Annotated in this window: 17 protein-coding genes; 12 read left to right on the forward strand and 5 right to left on the reverse strand. The window is 63.2% G+C overall.

The window, feature by feature from the left end:
* Entirely contained in the window at nt 1-939 is a 939-nt protein-coding gene (locus A9K68_RS14210) for an NAD(P)-dependent oxidoreductase (protein WP_065006739.1), read from the reverse strand.
* Nucleotides 940-1,094: 155 nt separating this feature from the next.
* Here A9K68_RS14210 and A9K68_RS14215 point away from each other — a divergent pair, with 155 nt between their 5' ends.
* Both A9K68_RS14215 and A9K68_RS14220 read left to right on the forward strand, forming a co-directional pair.
* Nucleotides 1,095-1,991, forward strand: coding sequence for an NAD(P)-dependent oxidoreductase (locus tag A9K68_RS14215; RefSeq protein ID WP_065006740.1), 897 nt, complete (start codon nt 1,095-1,097; stop codon nt 1,989-1,991).
* A gap of 102 nt (nt 1,992-2,093) precedes the next feature.
* On the forward strand, nt 2,094-2,870 hold the full coding sequence (locus A9K68_RS14220; protein WP_065006741.1) for a FadR/GntR family transcriptional regulator: 777 nt from the start codon (nt 2,094-2,096) through the stop codon (nt 2,868-2,870).
* On the opposite strand, the gene A9K68_RS14225 is transcribed toward A9K68_RS14220, so the two are convergent.
* On the reverse strand, nt 2,857-3,168 hold the full coding sequence (locus A9K68_RS14225) for a DUF3175 domain-containing protein (protein WP_065006742.1): 312 nt from the start codon (nt 3,166-3,168) through the stop codon (nt 2,857-2,859). The genes A9K68_RS14220 and A9K68_RS14225 overlap by 14 nt on opposite strands.
* A gap of 177 nt (nt 3,169-3,345) precedes the next feature.
* Between A9K68_RS14225 and A9K68_RS14230 the strand changes: the two genes are divergently transcribed.
* The 10 genes from A9K68_RS14230 to A9K68_RS14275 all read left to right on the forward strand — a co-directional run bounded on the left by A9K68_RS14230 (nt 3,346) and on the right by A9K68_RS14275 (nt 12,635).
* Nucleotides 3,346-4,578: an MFS transporter gene (locus A9K68_RS14230; RefSeq protein WP_065006743.1), complete on the forward strand. Its 1,233-nt coding sequence runs from the start codon at nt 3,346-3,348 to the stop codon at nt 4,576-4,578.
* 152 nt (nt 4,579-4,730) lie between these two features.
* On the forward strand, nt 4,731-5,054 hold the full coding sequence (locus A9K68_RS14235; protein WP_065006744.1) for a metalloregulator ArsR/SmtB family transcription factor: 324 nt from the start codon (nt 4,731-4,733) through the stop codon (nt 5,052-5,054).
* On the forward strand, nt 5,051-5,461 hold the full coding sequence (locus A9K68_RS14240) for an SRPBCC domain-containing protein (RefSeq protein WP_065006745.1): 411 nt from the start codon (nt 5,051-5,053) through the stop codon (nt 5,459-5,461). The genes A9K68_RS14235 and A9K68_RS14240 overlap by 4 nt, the downstream gene beginning before the upstream one ends.
* Before the next feature lie 121 nt (nt 5,462-5,582).
* Nucleotides 5,583-5,804 carry a hypothetical protein gene (locus A9K68_RS14245; RefSeq protein WP_065006772.1) on the forward strand — a complete coding sequence of 74 codons (222 nt, stop codon included), beginning with the start codon at nt 5,583-5,585 and terminating at the stop codon, nt 5,802-5,804.
* A gap of 234 nt (nt 5,805-6,038) precedes the next feature.
* Nucleotides 6,039-7,067: a LacI family DNA-binding transcriptional regulator gene (locus A9K68_RS14250; RefSeq protein ID WP_065006773.1), complete on the forward strand. Its 1,029-nt coding sequence runs from the start codon at nt 6,039-6,041 to the stop codon at nt 7,065-7,067.
* A 307-nt stretch (nt 7,068-7,374) separates the two neighbouring features.
* Complete coding sequence (locus A9K68_RS14255) at nt 7,375-8,499, forward strand: sugar ABC transporter substrate-binding protein (RefSeq protein ID WP_065006774.1); 1,125 nt, start codon at nt 7,375-7,377, stop codon at nt 8,497-8,499.
* Between the two features lie 71 nt (nt 8,500-8,570).
* Nucleotides 8,571-10,118 carry a sugar ABC transporter ATP-binding protein gene (locus A9K68_RS14260; protein WP_065006746.1) on the forward strand — a complete coding sequence of 516 codons (1,548 nt, stop codon included), beginning with the start codon at nt 8,571-8,573 and terminating at the stop codon, nt 10,116-10,118.
* Nucleotides 10,115-11,095 carry an ABC transporter permease gene (locus A9K68_RS14265; protein WP_065006747.1) on the forward strand — a complete coding sequence of 327 codons (981 nt, stop codon included), beginning with the start codon at nt 10,115-10,117 and terminating at the stop codon, nt 11,093-11,095. Before A9K68_RS14260 ends, A9K68_RS14265 begins: the two co-directional genes overlap by 4 nt.
* Entirely contained in the window at nt 11,092-12,078 is a 987-nt protein-coding gene (locus A9K68_RS14270) for an ABC transporter permease (protein ID WP_065006748.1), read from the forward strand. Before A9K68_RS14265 ends, A9K68_RS14270 begins: the two co-directional genes overlap by 4 nt.
* 71 nt (nt 12,079-12,149) lie before the next feature.
* Nucleotides 12,150-12,635 carry a gluconokinase gene (locus tag A9K68_RS14275; protein WP_156768205.1) on the forward strand — a complete coding sequence of 162 codons (486 nt, stop codon included), beginning with the start codon at nt 12,150-12,152 and terminating at the stop codon, nt 12,633-12,635.
* A gap of 39 nt (nt 12,636-12,674) precedes the next feature.
* On the opposite strand, the gene A9K68_RS14280 is transcribed toward A9K68_RS14275, so the two are convergent.
* The 3 genes from A9K68_RS14280 to A9K68_RS14290 form a co-directional block, all read right to left on the reverse strand.
* Nucleotides 12,675-13,124 carry an Rrf2 family transcriptional regulator gene (locus A9K68_RS14280; RefSeq protein WP_029351604.1) on the reverse strand — a complete coding sequence of 150 codons (450 nt, stop codon included), beginning with the start codon at nt 13,122-13,124 and terminating at the stop codon, nt 12,675-12,677.
* 250 nt (nt 13,125-13,374) lie between these two features.
* Nucleotides 13,375-14,361 carry a sulfate ABC transporter substrate-binding protein gene (locus A9K68_RS14285; protein WP_029351602.1) on the reverse strand — a complete coding sequence of 329 codons (987 nt, stop codon included), beginning with the start codon at nt 14,359-14,361 and terminating at the stop codon, nt 13,375-13,377.
* A gap of 200 nt (nt 14,362-14,561) precedes the next feature.
* Entirely contained in the window at nt 14,562-15,602 is a 1,041-nt protein-coding gene (locus A9K68_RS14290) for a sulfate/molybdate ABC transporter ATP-binding protein (RefSeq protein ID WP_065006751.1), read from the reverse strand.
* Nucleotides 15,603-15,658 lie beyond the last annotated feature (56 nt).

Consider the following 15,658-nt stretch of genomic DNA (forward strand, 5'->3'; position numbering starts at 1 on the left):
TTAAACCTCTTGCCGCTTGCCGTCCTTGCTCGGTGTCAGGTCGACGCCATTGACCTTGCCGATATGCGTCGCCAGCATCGGCACATATTGATCGGCCGGCCCAGCGGCGAATGCGCCGGCGAATGCGTTCTTCGTGGCATTGCCAAGCGGGTTGGCGATGCCGGCAGCACCCGCCATCGATTCGAGATAGGTGAGGTCCTTGAAGGCGTTGGCGATGGTGAATTTGTGCGCATCGCGGTCGCCTTCCAGGGTCCAGCGCATAAAGGTCTGGTAGAAGCCGCAATCCATGCGGCCGTTGCGGATAACGCTGTCAAAGCGCGGCGGCGAGATGCCGACCTTCTCAGCCAGCGCCAGCGCCTCGGAATAGATCGCCGCATAACCCAGCGAAATAAAATTGTTAAGCAGCTTCATGCGGTGGCCATCGCCGGTGTCGCCGATGTGGACGATGCGTCCGGCCCAAGTGTCGAGCACCGGCTTCAGTCGGGCAAAGACCGCGTCGGACGCGCCGACCATGGCGTCGAGCGTGCCTTCCCAGGCCTCCTTCGGCGTGCGGCTGAGCGGGGCATCGACATAGTCGACGCCGAGCGCCTTGAGTTCGGCGGCAAGCGCTACGGTCGAGGTCGGGTCCGAGGTCGAGCAATCAACGACCACCGAACCCTTCTTCAGGCCTTCCTTGAGGCCGCCGGGCCCGCGGATGATGGCTTCGACCTCGCGCGAGCCGGTGACGCAGATGAAGACGATATCGGATGCCACTGCCACGTCGCGCGAGGTCGCGGCTTCCTCCGCACCCCGGCCGAGCAGGTCTTCCGCCGGAGCGCGGTTCTTGCGGCCGAGGAATGTCAGCGAATAGCCCTTATCGACGATGTTCTTCGCGATCCCGTGCCCCATCAAGCCCAGTCCGATGAAGCCGATCTTTTCGCTCGCGGCGGTGGTGTTCATGTCCGTGTAATCCTGTGTTGCGGTCTCGATGACGGCGCTGCACTTTGGCAGGCGAATTGTTGAAGCGGGTTTTTGCCGCAAGCGGTTGGTAGACGATTGCAGAGTTCGATATTGTCTGACAATACACATGAATTCCAGGGAATGTGGAGAGCAAAATGACCAAGCGGATCATGTTCACCGGCGGCAGCGGCAAGGCCGGGCGTCATGTCGTGCAGTATCTGGTCGAGCAGGGGTGCCAGCTGCTCAACATCGATACCAAGCCGCTCGACAATCCCAAGGTGCGCACGCTGATCACCGACATCACCGACAGCGGGCAGGTGTTCAACGCGCTGTCGAGCTATATGGGCCTGCATGAATTCGACCCGTCGCTGCGCGCGCAGCCGGTCGACGCCGTGGTGCATTTCGCGGCGATCCCGCGCATCATGATCACGCCCGATAACGAGGTGTTCCGTATCAATGCGCTCGGCACCTATAATGTAATCGAAGCGGCGGTGAAGCTCGGCATCCGCAAGGTGGTGATCGCCTCCAGCGAGACGACCTATGGGCTGGTCTTCGCCAACGAGCCGCGCGACCCGACGCATTTCCCGCTCGACGAGGAGTATGATGTCGACCCGATGGACAGCTACGCGCTGTCCAAGATCGTCAACGAGAAGACGGCGCGCGCCTTCGCGCTGCGCAGCGGCATCGACATCTACGCCTTGCGCATCGGCAACGTCATCGAGCCGCATGAATATTCGCTGTTCCCGAAATGGTTCGCCGATCCGGGTTTCCGCAAGCGGATCGCCTGGAGCTATATCGACGCGCGCGACCTCGGCCAGATCACGCTTCGCGCGATCGAAAAGGATGGGCTCGGCTATCAGGTGTTCAACGCAGCCAATGACGACACCTCGTCCGATCTGCCGACGGCTGAACTCTTGAAGCGGTTTTATCCCGGCGTGCCGGTCAACGCTGAGCTCGGCGAATACGAGACGCTGCTTTCGAACCGCAAGGCGCGGGATGTGCTCGGGTTCCGCCCTGAACACAGCTGGCGGAAATACGTCAAGTCGGCATGACGGGGTCGATGCACCCGGGCTGATCTGTGCACAGAAGCAGGCTTTGCAGCCCGAGGCTTTTCCTGTGCTTGACAGCTTTCGGAATCCGGACTTTGTGAACGCATGCGGGACGGCAAGCCGAATAGGGGAAAAACACCGGCCAAGGCGGCGTCCGCCGAGCGCCCGGCTGTCGTCCGCCGTGCCGATGCGGCGCGTATGCCTGGGCCGAGCGTGCATGCGTCACTAGCCAACGAGATCGGTCTCAGGATCGTGCGCGGCGACTATCCGCCGGGAACCATCCTGCCCAACGAGGCCAAATGGTCCGAGACTTTCGACGTCAGCCGCTCGGCGGTGCGCGAAGCGATCAAGATGCTGATGGCCAAAAGCCTTTTGGCGTCGCGTCCGAAGATCGGCAGCTGGGTCGAGCCGAAAGAGCGCTGGAACCTGCTCGACCGCGACGTGCTGGCCTGGTACGCGACCTCGCCCGACCGCGAGGTGTTCCTGAAAACGGTGCAGGAGTTCCGCCACATCATCGAGCCGGAAGCGACCGCCTTTGCCGCGATGCGCCGCACAGACGAGCAGATGGCCGAGATCAGCCAGGCCTGCCGGGAGATGGGCCAAGCGACGACGCTGCAGGAGCGCACCCGCGCGGACACGCGTTTTCATCTGGCCATCCTGCGCGCCTCGGGCAACGACCTTCTGGTGCCGCTCGGTGTGCTGATCGAATCGGCCTTCGATCATCTGTTCGCTTATACGACGCGGGAACTGGACGATTTGCAGCACGCGCAGAAGCTGCACGAGGCGATCGAAAAGAACATTCGCCTGCAGCGGCCGGATGCGGCGCGCAACGCGGTGCGCAAGCTGTTGGCCAATACAGATAGCGTCATCAAGTCGAGGTAGGCCGACCCTCTAATCTTTCTCTCGGGCGCCCAAACACCGCGCGCAGTTCGTCCTTGGCGTCCTCCAGCACTTTCTTCTGCTTGGCCGGCAGGTTCTTGCCGGCACGGTTGATGTAGAAATTCAGCATCGACATGGCGGATTGGAACGGCTCGGCCTTGCGCCGGTCACTATGTTCGGCCGATCGCTTCAGCGAGGCCGCGATCTTTTTAGGGTCGTGGGATTCGAAGACGTGCTCCTCGAGGTCCAGCGCATCGCTGTGCTCCGTCACCTCGGCCGACCATTTCCTTTTCGCGGTCATGACAAAACTCCTTCCATTGGTGCGTTGATGGAAACTCCGGGACGGCGGCCACTGTTCCACTTCAGCTCAAATCCCTGGAGCCACGGATTTGCGTGATGTGGCGCTGCACGGCGCCGCCAATGTGCCGATAGTGGCGTCGAACCGGTCGATTTTGCAGAATCGCGGACAGGAAACGCCTTGACCACAACCTTCTCCAGCCAGCCAAGCAGCCCCGGCATCGACAGCGCCTATGCCTGGATGCGGCTCGGCATCTCGATGCTGCTGGCGACGATCGGCGGCGTCGGCATGTGGGCGGTCGTCGTGGTGCTGCCGGCGGTGCAGGCCGAATTCGGCGTCGATCGCGCCGCCGCGTCGATGCCCTATACCGCGACCATGGTCGGCTTCGCCGTCGGTAATGTTGTGGTCGGCCGCGCCATCGACCGCGCGGGCTACTGGATACCGGCGCTCATTGCCTCGGTGGCGCTCGGCACTGGTTTCCTGCTGGCGTCGCTGACCACTTCGATCCTGCAGTTCACTCTTGCCCAGGGGCTTTTGATCGGCGTCGGCACGTCGGCGATCTTCGGGCCGCTGATCGCCGACATCTCGCACTGGTTCAACCGCCGGCGCGGCGTCGCGGTGACGGCTGCCGCCGCCGGCAGCTATCTCGCCGGGGCGGTCTGGCCGATGGCGATGCCCTATGTCATGCAGAGCGAAGGCTGGCGCTTCACCTATGGCGCGATCGGCGTCGTCTGCGTCGCGACCATGGTGCCGCTGATCCTGCTGCTCAGGCGCGGCGCGCCACGTGCCGCCGCTCCCGGGTCGCCCGGCAGCCGGCCCGTCCAGCCGATATCGCTGTCGCCGGCAGCCCTGCAGATGCTGCTCGTCGTCGCCGGCCTGGGCTGCTGCGTGGCGATGTCGATGCCGCAGGTCCATATCGTCGCCTATTGCATGGACCTCGGCCATGGTATGGCGCGTGGTGCCGACATGCTGTCGATCATGATGGTGGCGGGCGTCGTCAGCCGGCTGGCATCGGGTTTTCTTGCCGATCGCATCGGCGGCGTGAAAACCCTGCTGATCGGCTCGGTACTGCAAGGCTTGTCGCTGTTGTTCTACATCCCCTTCGACGGGCTCGCCTCGCTTTACGTCGTCTCGCTGGTTTTCGGCCTGTCGCAAGGCGGCATCGTGCCTTGCTATGCCATCATCGTGCGCGAATACATGCCGGCCAGAGAGGCCGGCCAGCGCGTCGGCATCGTAATCATGGCGACGATCTTCGGCATGGCGATCGGCGGCTGGATGTCGGGCTGGATCTACGATATGACCGGCTCCTACGCCGCCGCATTCCTCAACGGCATCGCCTGGAACCTGCTGAACATGGCGGCCATGGTGCTGCTGCTGTGGAAAGCGCGGCGCAGCGCCGCGGCAATGGGCTGAGCACTGACCCTTTGAATTTCGGCTCACGACCCCCAGCGGAAGTCGCTGACTAGTGGCTGACAGTCCGCTATCACCGGGCCACGTTCGTGCTTGACTTACACATATCTCGGCGGTTATTGATTGATCAAATAGCCAGCGAGTTATCGATTGCCATGTCACAGCCCCATGAGATCCTTTTCAGAACGCTTGCCGATCCGACGCGACGGGCCCTCTTCGAGCGGCTGTGTCGCGACGGGGACCAGACCGTCGCGGCTCTGACCGCTCGGGCTGGGGTCTCGCAACCGGCAGTGTCAAAGCACCTTGGGGTTCTGAAGCAGGCCGGGTTGGTGCGCGACCGCCACGAAGGCCGCAACACGCACTATAGCGCGGAGCTCGGCGCCTTGGCGCCGCTGATCGACTGGACGAACCAAATGGCTGGGTTCTGGCAAAGCCGGTTCGACAACCTCGAAGACTTGCTCAAAAGGATGGACCAATGACCAATACTGAGACCGAAACGCGCGCCGTCGTTGTCGAACGGGAGGTAGCTTTTCCGCCGGAAAAGATCTGGCGCGCCCTCACGCAATCACACCTGATCGAGGAGTGGCTGATGAAGAACGATTTCAAGCCAGACGAGGGGCACCGTTTCAATCTTAGCGCGGACTGGGGGGCGGTCGACTGTCAGGTCCAGGCAGTCGAGCCCAACAAGACGCTGTCTTACACGTGGGATACCAAGGATCTCCGGAGTGTCGTCACGTGGACGCTCACCCCTACGAGCACGGGGACCCATCTGCGCATGGAGCAGTTGGGCTTCCGGCCGGATCAGCAGCAGTATTACCAGGGTGCCAAATATGGCTGGCAGCGGTTCTTTGCGAACCTGGAGCAGGTCCTGGCGCGGATAGAGTAAGGCGTGCCGGCGCCAACGGGCAATGGCCAACAAGACGTCATCAAATCAAACAAGCTTGCAAGAAGGCTGGCGCCAAGCGGGTCGCCCGATCCGCTTCAGCTCGTCTTCAGAGGAGGTGCTCATGAACTGGAACACGTGGATTCGGCAACTCCACCGCTGGCTGTCGATCATTTTTACGGCGGTCGTCGCTGCCATCTTCATCACCTTGGGCGTAGGTGTCGAGCCCGCCTACTGGGTATACCTCATGCCGCTGATCCCGCTCGCCTTGCTCATGCTCAGCGGTCTCTACTTGTTCGCATTGCCGTACGCCACGAGGTGGCGCAGCGGACGACGCACGGCGTAGAAGCCTGAGCACGGTGGACGACAAGACGCCCGCTCACCACCCACAGCCGAAATTCAAACTGTGGCGCTACCCGAGTTCGGGTAGCTGTCCTGGCCGGTTAGCTTGACAATGGGGTAAGGCTGCGCGACGCCAGACGGGTGCGGCAAGTCGGGTTGGCATGGCGATAGTGGCAAAGACGCTGAACAGCATTTCGTGGCCGCGCTTCGGCGAAAGCGCCGCATTCGGGACAAGGCTGTGACCAAACCGCGCTCGCGCCGCGGCGGCGGCCGTCCGACGATCGCCGATGTCGCGCGTAAGGCCGGTGTCGGCGCCATCACGGTTTCCCGCGCCTTGCGCGAGCCGGGGCGTGTTTCGGAAGATCTGCGCCGCCAGATCCAGGCGGCTGTCGATGAGCTCGGCTATCTGCCCGACCCGAATGCGCGGGCGCTGGCTTCGGCGCGCGCCGAGGTCTTTGGCGTGCTGGTGCCGTCGCTCACCAACAGCGTCTTTGCCGAAGTGCTGCGCGGCATCTATGACAGCCTGTCCGACAGTTCCTACCGTATCCAGCTCGGCAATACCCATTATTCCGGCCTCGAGGAGGAACGGCTGCTGCAGGTGTTCGGCCCGCAGCGCCCGGCGGCGCTGATCGTGGCGGGCATCGACCAGACGCCAACGTCGCGAAGACTGCTCGAGACGGCCGGCTGCCCGGTGGTACAGGTCATGGAGACCGGGCCCGATCCGGTTGACATGATGGTCGGCTTCTCGCATTTCGACGGCGGCAAGGCGGCGACGGAGCACATGATCGAAATGGGCTATCGCCGCATCGGCTTCATCGGCGCGCGCATGGACCCGCGCTCGCAGCGTCGTTTGGCAGGCTATCGCGCGGCGATGGAGGGGGCCGGTCTGTTCGACCCGCGGCTGATCACCACCACGCCGGTGCCGTCCAGCGTGACGCTCGGCCGCGAACTGTTTCGTGACGCACTGGCCAAGGTGCCGAGGCTCGACGGTGTTTTCTGCAACAACGACGACATCGCGCTCGGCGTACTGTTCGAGTGCCACCGCGCCTCGATCGCCGTGCCGATGACGATCGGCATCACAGGCTTCAACGATCTCGACATGATGGAAGTGGCTTTTCCATCGGTCACTAGCATCCGGACGCCTCGCTACGAGATCGGCCGGCTGTCTGTCGCGATGGCGCTCGCGGCGATTGCAGGCAAGCGGCCGCAAGAGCCGGTCGTCGACCTCGGCTTCGAACTCAAGTGCCGCGAGAGCACAGCCCGCTAAAGGCACTGAAGCGCTTTGCAGGCATCGCGAAATGCCGCTTTACACCACGTCATGGGTAGCGCTACCATACGACTCTAGGCAGAAGTCGCGGCATAGATCGAAGTCTGTTTATTATATATAAGCGACAGCTCACACTTGTTTATTATGTATAATATGATAGTTTTTACTTCGGTTTACCAACCGGCAAGGGAGGAGAACGGGTCGGCATTCGGCCGCCTGAAAGGCGCGACGAGCAAGGCGGGAGGTGCCGGGCCAGACGCGCGAGACGCGTAAGAACAATCAGAAACTGCAACTGGGAGGAATATCGATGATCAAGTCACTCGTTGGTGGCATCATTGCCGCCACTGCATTGGTTATGCTGAGTTCGTCGGCGCTCGCCGAAGCCGAAATCGTCAAGGGCCCCTCTGCCGAGCCGGAATGCTTCGCGCCATGGGCGGCCGACACGCAGTTCTTCAAGTTTCCCAAGAAAGAAGGCCCGTACCGCATCGCGCTCGCCAATGGCTACATCGCCAACACCTGGCGCATCCAGATGGTGCAGACGGCAAAAGCCTATGCGGCGCAGCCGGAGGTCGCGGCGAAACTGAAGGAATTCAAGGTCGTCTCGACCGGCGAAGACGTGCCGGCGCAGATTTCGGCGATCAACAACTTCATCGATTCCGGCTATGACGCGATCGTCGTCAACGCGCAGAATCCGACGGCGTTCGGACCGGTCATCAAGCGCGCCAAGGAAGCCGGCGTCGTGCTGGTCGCCTTCGACAACATTCTCGACACCAAGGACGCCATCAACGTCAATGTCGATCAGAAAGGCCTTGGCGAGTTGTGGGCCAACTGGCTGATCAAGCATATTCCCAATGGTGGCAAGATCCTCGAAGTGCGCGGTGTCGCCGGCACGTCGGTCGACACCGACCGCCACAACGGCATCCATGAAGTTCTCAACGCTTCGGGTAAGAAGTGGGAGGTCACCGAAGTCATCGGCAAATGGGACGATGGCGTGGCGCAAAAGGCCTCGGCCGACGCGATCGCCACCAACGGCCCCTTCGACGGCGTCACTGGGCAGGGCGGCGACACCGGCATCGTCCAGGCGATGATCGACGCCAAGCATCCGTTCGTGCCGTTCGGCGGCGAAACGGAGAACGGCTTCCGCAAATTCTGCGCCAAGTTTGCCGCAGACGGGCTGAAATGTTCGTCGGCCGGAACCGGCCCCGCACAGGTGGCGGTCGCCATCAAGACGGCAATCGCAGCGCTCGAAGGCCAGGTCGTCCCGCAAGCGGTGAAGCTGCCGCTGGCGATCGTCGAGCATCCGAACTTCAAAGAAGGCGAGGACTATTTCCCCGACCAGTCCGACAATTTCTTCGTCGGCAACTCTTTCCCGACCTGCGGCATCAATTTCACGGCGCAGGAAATCATGGGCCAGAGCAAGGAAAACCAATAGACTGATCGCTCGGCGCCGCGGGATAATGCCGCGGCGCCGGTCCCGAAGAACAAGCGCCTTGGGAGGGGCCGATGGACGGTGCGGTTCCGCTCTTCCGCATGGAGGGCATATCCAAGCGCTATGGCGGTGTGCGGGCGCTGGAAAAGGCCGAGCTTTCGGTAACACCAGGCAGCATTCACGCCATCCTCGGCGAAAACGGCGCCGGCAAATCGACGCTGATCAAGGTCATGGCTGGCGTCGTCGCGCCTGACGAAGGCCGCATGATGCTGGACGGAAGCGAGGTGAGCTTCGCTTCGCCGGCCGCGGCCAACCAGGCCGGCATCGTCTGCATTTTCCAGGAACTGTCGCTCGTCCCCGAACTCAGCGTTGCCGACAACATCGTCATTTCCGATCCGCCGACACGCTTCGGCATGATCGACCGCAAGGCGCAGCGACGCATCGCGGAAGAAGCCCTGGCGCGCGCGGGCGCTGCCGACATCCACCCGCTGGCGCTGGTCAAGGATCTTCCGCTTTCAAGAAGGCAGATGGTCGAGATCGCCAAAGCACTTGCAAGGAAGCCGCGCATCCTGATCCTCGACGAGGCGACCTCGGCGCTGACTGCGGCCGACGTCGCCAAGATTTTCGGCGTGCTGAAGCGGCTGCGCTCGGAAGGGCTGGCGCTGCTCTACATCTCGCATCGCATGAACGAGATCGCTGAGCTTGCCGACCAGTGCACGGTCTTCCGCAACGGCCGCAATGTCGCCAGCTACGCAGCAGGCACCAAGAGCGACAATGAAGTCGTCGAGCTGATGATCGGCCGCGAATACAGCCATATCTTCCCACCGAGGCCGATGCGCGCGCCGGCCACCGCCGCTCCCGTGCTGGAGGCGCGCAAGCTTTCCTGGACCGACCGGCTGGACAATATCTCGCTGTCGGTCGGCGCAGGCGAGGTCGTCGGCCTCGGCGGTCTCGACGGCCAGGGCCAGCGCGAATTGCTGCTCGCCTTCTTCGGCGTGCTGCGCGGCCTCAGCGGGCAGATATTGATCGACGGCAAACCGGTGGCGATCGCCAGTCCGGCCAAGGCGCGCGGTGACCGGATCGGCATGGCGCTGATCCCGGAAGACCGCAAGACGGAAGGCCTGATGCTGCCGATGACGGTGCGCGAAAACCTCTCCTTCGCCGCACTCGACCGGCTGTCCAGGCGCGGCATCATCGACCGTGCCGCCGAGCAGCGGCTGATCGACGACATGGTAGCTCTGCTGGCGATCAAGACGGCAGGCCTCGACGTTCCGGTCGGCGCACTGTCCGGCGGCAACCAGCAGAAGGTCGTCATCGCCAAATGGCTGATGCGGCAGCCGCGCATCATCCTGCTCAACGACCCGACGCGGGGCATCGATGTCGGCACGAAGCAGGAACTGTATCAGCTGATGCGCAAGCTTGCCGACCAAGGCGCGGCGATCCTGTTTTACTCGACCGACTATGACGAGCTGATCGGCTGCTGCGACCGGGTGCTGGTGCTCTATGACGGAGCAGTAAAGCGCGAGCTGGTCGGCGCCGAGATAACCGAGCGGGCGCTGATCGCCAGCGCGCTCAACATCAATGGCGAAGAGATGCCTGTTGGCCAAGGAGCGGACGCGTGAAGGACTGGCGCTACTGGCTTGCCGAACAACGCGGAACGCTGCTGGCGTTCGGCATCTTCATCGTGATGTTTACGATCTACACCTTGAACCATCCGGCGGGCTTTACCGCCAATGTCGTGCAGACGGCTTCCAACAAGGGCGTGCTGCTCGCCTTCGTCGCCATGGCGCAGACGCTGGTGGTGATCACCGCCGGCATCGACCTTTCCGTCGGCATGATCTTTCTGCTGACCAACTGCCTGGCCTCATGGCTGGTCATCGGCACCGGCATCGAAACCGCGTTCGGCGTCGTCGCGGTGCTCGGCACCGGGCTGCTGTGCGGGGCGATCAACGGTGCCATCGTCATCTACGGAAGGCTGCAGCCGATCGTCACCACCATCGCCACCGGCGCGGTCTATTTCGGCATCGCGCTGCTGCTTCGGCCGTTCCCGGGCGGCTCGGTCAACGAGGATCTCGCCGACGCGCTGACCGGGCGGCTGTTCGGCGTGGTGCCGGCGAGCCTGGTGGCGCTGCTGGCCGTCGTGCTCGTGGTCTGGGTGCCGTTCAGCCGATCGGTGCTCGGCCGCGCGGCCTATGCCGCGGGATCGTCGGAGACGGCGGCCTACATGTCCGGCGTGCCGATCCGCCGCGGCAAGTTCGCCGCCTATGCGCTCGCCGGCCTGCTGGCCGCGATCGGCGGGCTGTTCCTGACCTTCTTCACCTATACGGGCGAGGCGGCCTATGCCAGCGGCAATGCCTATACGCTGTTCTCGATCGCCGCCGTGGTGCTTGGCGGCGTCTCATTGTTCGGCGGCAAGGGCAGCGCCATCGGCGCGATCTTCGGCGCGCTCGCATTCCGCACCATCGGCGACCTGCTCTTCGTCTTCGATTTCGATCCGCTCTGGCAGCCGCTGTTCCAGGGCGTCATCCTGCTGATCGCCGTCAGCCTCGGCGCCTTCGCCCTGTTCAGGGTCCGTAACCGGCTGGAGTGGTTCCTGTGAGCGAAACGACCATCGGCGGCATCGCCGGCCGCATGCCGAAATTCATCCGCCGCGCTGATCCCGCGGTGCTGACCGCCTTTGCCTGCATCGTGCTGCTGCTGTTTGTCGGCAGCCTCTATTCGCGCAGCTTCCTGTCGCCGGAATATCTGCTGCAGCAGCTCAAGGTGGCCTCGTTTCTCGGCGTCATCGCCACCGGCATGATGCTAGTCATCCTGCTCGGCCAGATCGACCTGTCGGTGCCGTGGTCGGTGGCGGCGGGCGCAATGATGGCATGTGCGGCCGCCGCCTACGGCCCGGTCGGCGTGGCGCTGGCGATCCCGTTTGGCATCTGCTGCGGTGTCGCGATCGGCGTCGTCAACGGCATCGGCGTCGCTTATCTGCGCATTCCCTCGATGATCATCACGCTCGCCACCAATGCCGTCGCGCAAGGGCTGATGGTGGTCTATACGGGCGGGTTCTCGCCGCAGGATTCGGCGACCCGGGCGATGCGCTATCTGGCGACCGGCTTTGCCATTCCGGGCGTGCCCAACGCGGTCGTCATCTGGGCGCTGATCGGTGCTGCGATGGTTTTCGTGCTGACCCGCACCGGCTTCGGCCGTACCGTCTACGGTATCGGCAACCGCGAGCGCGCCGCCTACCTCTCCGGCATCGACACGCGGCGCGTCGTGCTGATCGCCTTCGCCGTGTCCGGCGGGCTCTCCGCCTTCGGCGGCGTGCTTCTGGCCGGCTATGCCTCCAAGGCGGCGCAGTCGATGGGCGACGCCTATCTCCTGCCGTCGATCGCAGCGGTCGTGCTTGGCGGCACCTCGATCCTCGGCGGCCGCGGCTCGTATCTCGGCACGGTCGCTGGCGTCATCCTGATCACGCTTTTGCAATCCATTCTTTCGGTCATGCAGATGCCGGAGGCGGGGCGGCAGATCATCTACGGCGTCGTCATCGTCGCCATGCTCCTGCTTTACGGCCGCGCGCCGGCCAGCCGCTGACCCGCATCGTGGACGAAAAGGCAGCACAAACGCAGGGGCATCGCGTTCGGCCCGCACCGGCCGTCGTAGTGATGGGCGTCGCCGGTTGTGGCAAATCGGCCGTCGGCGAAGCGTTGGCCGCAGCGTTGGGCGCCATCTTCGTCGAGGGCGACCGGCTGCATCCGCCGGAAAACGTCGCGCGCATGGCAAGCGGCGAGCCGCTGACCGACGCATTGCGCGAAGGCTGGCTCGACGCGATCGGCCGGCGCATTGCGGGATCGGTCGGCGATGGGCAGGGCGTGGTGGCCGCCTGTTCGGCGCTAAAGCGCAGCTACCGCGAGCGTCTGCGCGGCTTTTGCCAGGACATTGTTTTCCTCTATCTGGAAATCGATCCCGCGACCGCGAAGCAGCGTGTCGGCTCCCGCCAGGGCCATTTCATGCCGGCAAGCCTGGTCGACAGCCAGTTCGCCACGCTAGAAGCGCCGGCAGCCGACGAGAACGCATTGACGCTCGATGCGACGCGCCCGATCGCCGACATTGTCGGCGACGTCGTGAGCCTGTTCGAGGCGAATTCCTGAGCGGGTCGCCGGCGCGGATCCCGCTTTAGCGGCGGCTGATCAGATCTGCGACGTCAGCTCGACTGGAAAATCGTCATTGTCGGCGTCGCGCATCGCGGCGAGGCTGCGATTGTCCAGCACCTCGGCGATCGCCTGGCGCACCTCCAGCATCATGTTCCGGACCTGGCATGTCGCCTCGTCGCAATCCTCGCAGCGCTGATATTGGGTGCGGCTGGCGCAAGGGATTGGCGCCAGCGGCCCGTCGAGGACACGCACGACATGGCCGATCTTGATCTCGGAGGCCGGCCGGGCGAGGCGGTAGCCGCCTTCCTTGCCCTTGCGGCTCTGGACGAAGCCGGCATTGCGCAATTCGCCCAGAATGGCATCCAGGAATTTCTTCGGGATGTTGTTGGCGACGGCAATGTCGTTGACGAATGCGAGCTGACCGACCGGCAAGCCTGACAGATGCACGAGGGCCTTGAGGCCGTATTTGCCTTTTTTGGTAAGCATGCTCGATTCAGTTCATGAAAACCCCAACCGCCCGCATCTGGCGGTTGTTTGTGTGTAAATCATGACGTTTGGTCGCACGACGCAGTTCGCGAAAACAAGCCGTCTGATGGCACAGTAGGCACAAACACGTTGATTCTTCGTGACGTTTTGGATGGTACGGCCGGAAATGCGCGAAATCACCTTTCCGGGCCGCGAAAACGAAGAAAGCCGGCAAAAGCCGGCTTTCGCTTCAAGTTCGAAGATCGCTTGCTCAGCGGCTGCCATAAGTCTGGTCGAGCAATCCGCCCGCGGCGAAATGCTCGGCCTGGATCTTGGCCCAGCCGCCGAAGACGTCCTCCACCGTCAGCAGGCGGACATCGGGAAACTCAGCCTTGTATTTGGCGGCGACCGCCGCGTCGCGAGCCCTCAGTCCGTTGCGGGCGGCGATGTCCTGGCCCTGCGGCGTGTAGAGGAAGTCGAGATAAGTCCTGGCGAGGTCACGCGTACCATGCTCGTCGGCGACCGTGTCGACAATCGCCACCGGAAACTCCGCCAGCAGGCTGACCGAAGGCGTCACCTGCTCGAACTTGTCATCGCCATACTCCCTGCGGACGCCGCGCGTTTCCGACTCGAAGGTGATCAGCACGTCGCCGATCTCGCGCTGCACGAAGGTGGTGGTCGCGGCGCGCCCGCCGGAGTCGAAGATCGGGACATTGTTGAACAGTTTGGTGACGAATTCCTTCACCTTGGCATCGTCGCCCTTGAAGGCTTCCTTTGCGTAGGCGGTGGCCGCAAGATAGGTGTAGCGCGCATTACCGGACGTTTTCGGATTGGGGAAGATCACCTGCACGTCGTCGCGCACGAGATCGTCCCAATCCTTGATGTTCTTCGGATTGCCGGCGCGCACCAGGAAGGACGGCAGCGAATAGAAAGGCGAGGCGTTGTCGGGGAAGTCCTTCTGCCAGTCGGCGGAGATAAGACCCTTGGAGACCAGGAAGTCGATGTCGATGACCTGGTTGAAGGTGACGACATCGGCGCCGAGGCCCTCGGCGATGGCACGTGCCTGCGCCGACGTCCCGGCATGCGACTGATCTATGGTCACGCCGGGGTGCTCGGCGACGAAGGCCTTGTTCACCTGCGCAAACAGTTCGCGGCCGACATCGTAGGACGCGTTCAGCAATTTGTCGGCCGACCACGCTTGGGAGGATGCCAGGAACAGGCCGGCCAATGTGGCGACGCCAAGCAAAAATCGCTTCATGAAAACAGGCTCCTGAAATGCCGTTTATCGCAGAAGGATAATCGGGCGATGCCCGACACGACGAGGCATGCAACCCGGATCTATGGTGTTGCTGTGAGAAAAAGCATTGCCGAATCGGCCCGTTGAAAGGATTTTCTTCCAAGCAGATGCATTTCGGCGTGTTCTCAGCACGCCGAGGTAGCCCGCTTAGATCCAGCCTTCTACACAGCTGGAAAAAGCTTCCAGCGCCGCGGCCTGAAGGCCACCCGGCTTTTCTGCGCCGCCGGATGGTCGACGGGCAGCTCGACCTCGACCCGCTGACGCTCGCCGCCAATTTCGAGCTCCACCCGTCTGGTGCCGGCGACGCGGCGGCTGGCGGCGACTGTGCCGGCGATGCAGCCGTTGCATTCGTCTACCAGTTCGACATCGTGCGGACGGAAGAACAGCGTCGCTTCGCCTTGCGGTGCCTGCGGCGCGGACAGCCCGATCGGGCGATCGGCGATCCAGACCTGGCCGTCCTCGATCTTGACGGGAAGCGAGCTCGATTCACCGATGAAGCCGTAGACGAAGGGCGAATTCGGCGTGTCGTAGATTTCATCGGCGGTGCCGACCTGCTCGATGCTGCCCTGGCTCATCACCACGACGCGGTCGGCAAGCTCAAGCGCTTCTTCCTGGTCATGGGTGACAAAGACCGTGGTGTAGCCGGTAGCGTCGTGGATGTCGCGCAGCCAGCGGCGCAACTCGCGGCGGACCTGGGCGTCGAGCGCTCCGAACGGCTCGTCGAGCAAAAGCACGGCCGGTTCGATCGCCATGGCGCGGGCAAGCGCCACGCGTTGGCGCTGGCCGCCCGAAAGCTGCGCCGGATAGCGCTTTTCCAAGCCGGAAAGCTGGACGAGGTCGAGAAGCTCGGAGGCACGGCGGCGGATTTCCTGCGCCGACGGACGTGTCGGCCCGTGCCGGACTTTGAGGCCGAAGCCGATATTGTCGGCGACCGTCATATGGCGAAACAACGCATAATGCTGGAAGACAAAGCCGACATTGCGCTCCTGGATCGACTTTTGCGACGCATCCTCCTCGCCGAAGAAGATCGTTCCTTTCGTCGGCCGCTCCAGCCCGGCGATCAGCCTGAGCAGCGTCGTCTTGCCGGAGCCGGAGGGTCCGAGCAACGCGATCAGCTCGCCGGACTTGATGTCGAGTGAAACGTCGTGGAGGGCCGGAAACCGCTCAAACTCCTTGCGCACGTTGGCAACGCGAACTTCCATCAACCGTCCCTTTTTTGTCGATGCATGTCGTTATCCCGAAACTGCTACGCACTTTG

This window comes from Mesorhizobium sp. AA22, assembly GCF_001672375.2.
In the GTDB taxonomy this organism is placed as follows: domain Bacteria; phylum Pseudomonadota; class Alphaproteobacteria; order Rhizobiales; family Rhizobiaceae; genus Mesorhizobium; species Mesorhizobium wenxiniae.

Excerpts from the sequence above, each read along its gene's own strand:
- A9K68_RS14210 (WP_065006739.1), bottom strand. The coding sequence starts at position 939 with ATGAACACCACCGCCGCGAGCGAAAAGATCGGCTTCATCGGACTGGGC.
- A9K68_RS14215 (WP_065006740.1), top strand. The coding sequence starts at position 1,095 with ATGACCAAGCGGATCATGTTCACCGGCGGCAGCGGCAAGGCCGGGCGT.
- A9K68_RS14220 (WP_065006741.1), top strand. The coding sequence starts at position 2,094 with ATGCGGGACGGCAAGCCGAATAGGGGAAAAACACCGGCCAAGGCGGCG.
- A9K68_RS14225 (WP_065006742.1), bottom strand. The coding sequence starts at position 3,168 with ATGACCGCGAAAAGGAAATGGTCGGCCGAGGTGACGGAGCACAGCGAT.
- A9K68_RS14235 (WP_065006744.1), top strand. The coding sequence starts at position 4,731 with ATGTCACAGCCCCATGAGATCCTTTTCAGAACGCTTGCCGATCCGACG.
- A9K68_RS14240 (WP_065006745.1), top strand. The coding sequence starts at position 5,051 with ATGACCAATACTGAGACCGAAACGCGCGCCGTCGTTGTCGAACGGGAG.
- A9K68_RS14245 (WP_065006772.1), top strand. The coding sequence starts at position 5,583 with ATGAACTGGAACACGTGGATTCGGCAACTCCACCGCTGGCTGTCGATC.
- A9K68_RS14255 (WP_065006774.1), top strand. The coding sequence starts at position 7,375 with ATGATCAAGTCACTCGTTGGTGGCATCATTGCCGCCACTGCATTGGTT.
- A9K68_RS14260 (WP_065006746.1), top strand. The coding sequence starts at position 8,571 with ATGGACGGTGCGGTTCCGCTCTTCCGCATGGAGGGCATATCCAAGCGC.
- A9K68_RS14275 (WP_156768205.1), top strand. The coding sequence starts at position 12,150 with ATGGGCGTCGCCGGTTGTGGCAAATCGGCCGTCGGCGAAGCGTTGGCC.
- A9K68_RS14280 (WP_029351604.1), bottom strand. The coding sequence starts at position 13,124 with ATGCTTACCAAAAAAGGCAAATACGGCCTCAAGGCCCTCGTGCATCTG.
- A9K68_RS14285 (WP_029351602.1), bottom strand. The coding sequence starts at position 14,361 with ATGAAGCGATTTTTGCTTGGCGTCGCCACATTGGCCGGCCTGTTCCTG.
- A9K68_RS14290 (WP_065006751.1), bottom strand. The coding sequence starts at position 15,602 with ATGGAAGTTCGCGTTGCCAACGTGCGCAAGGAGTTTGAGCGGTTTCCG.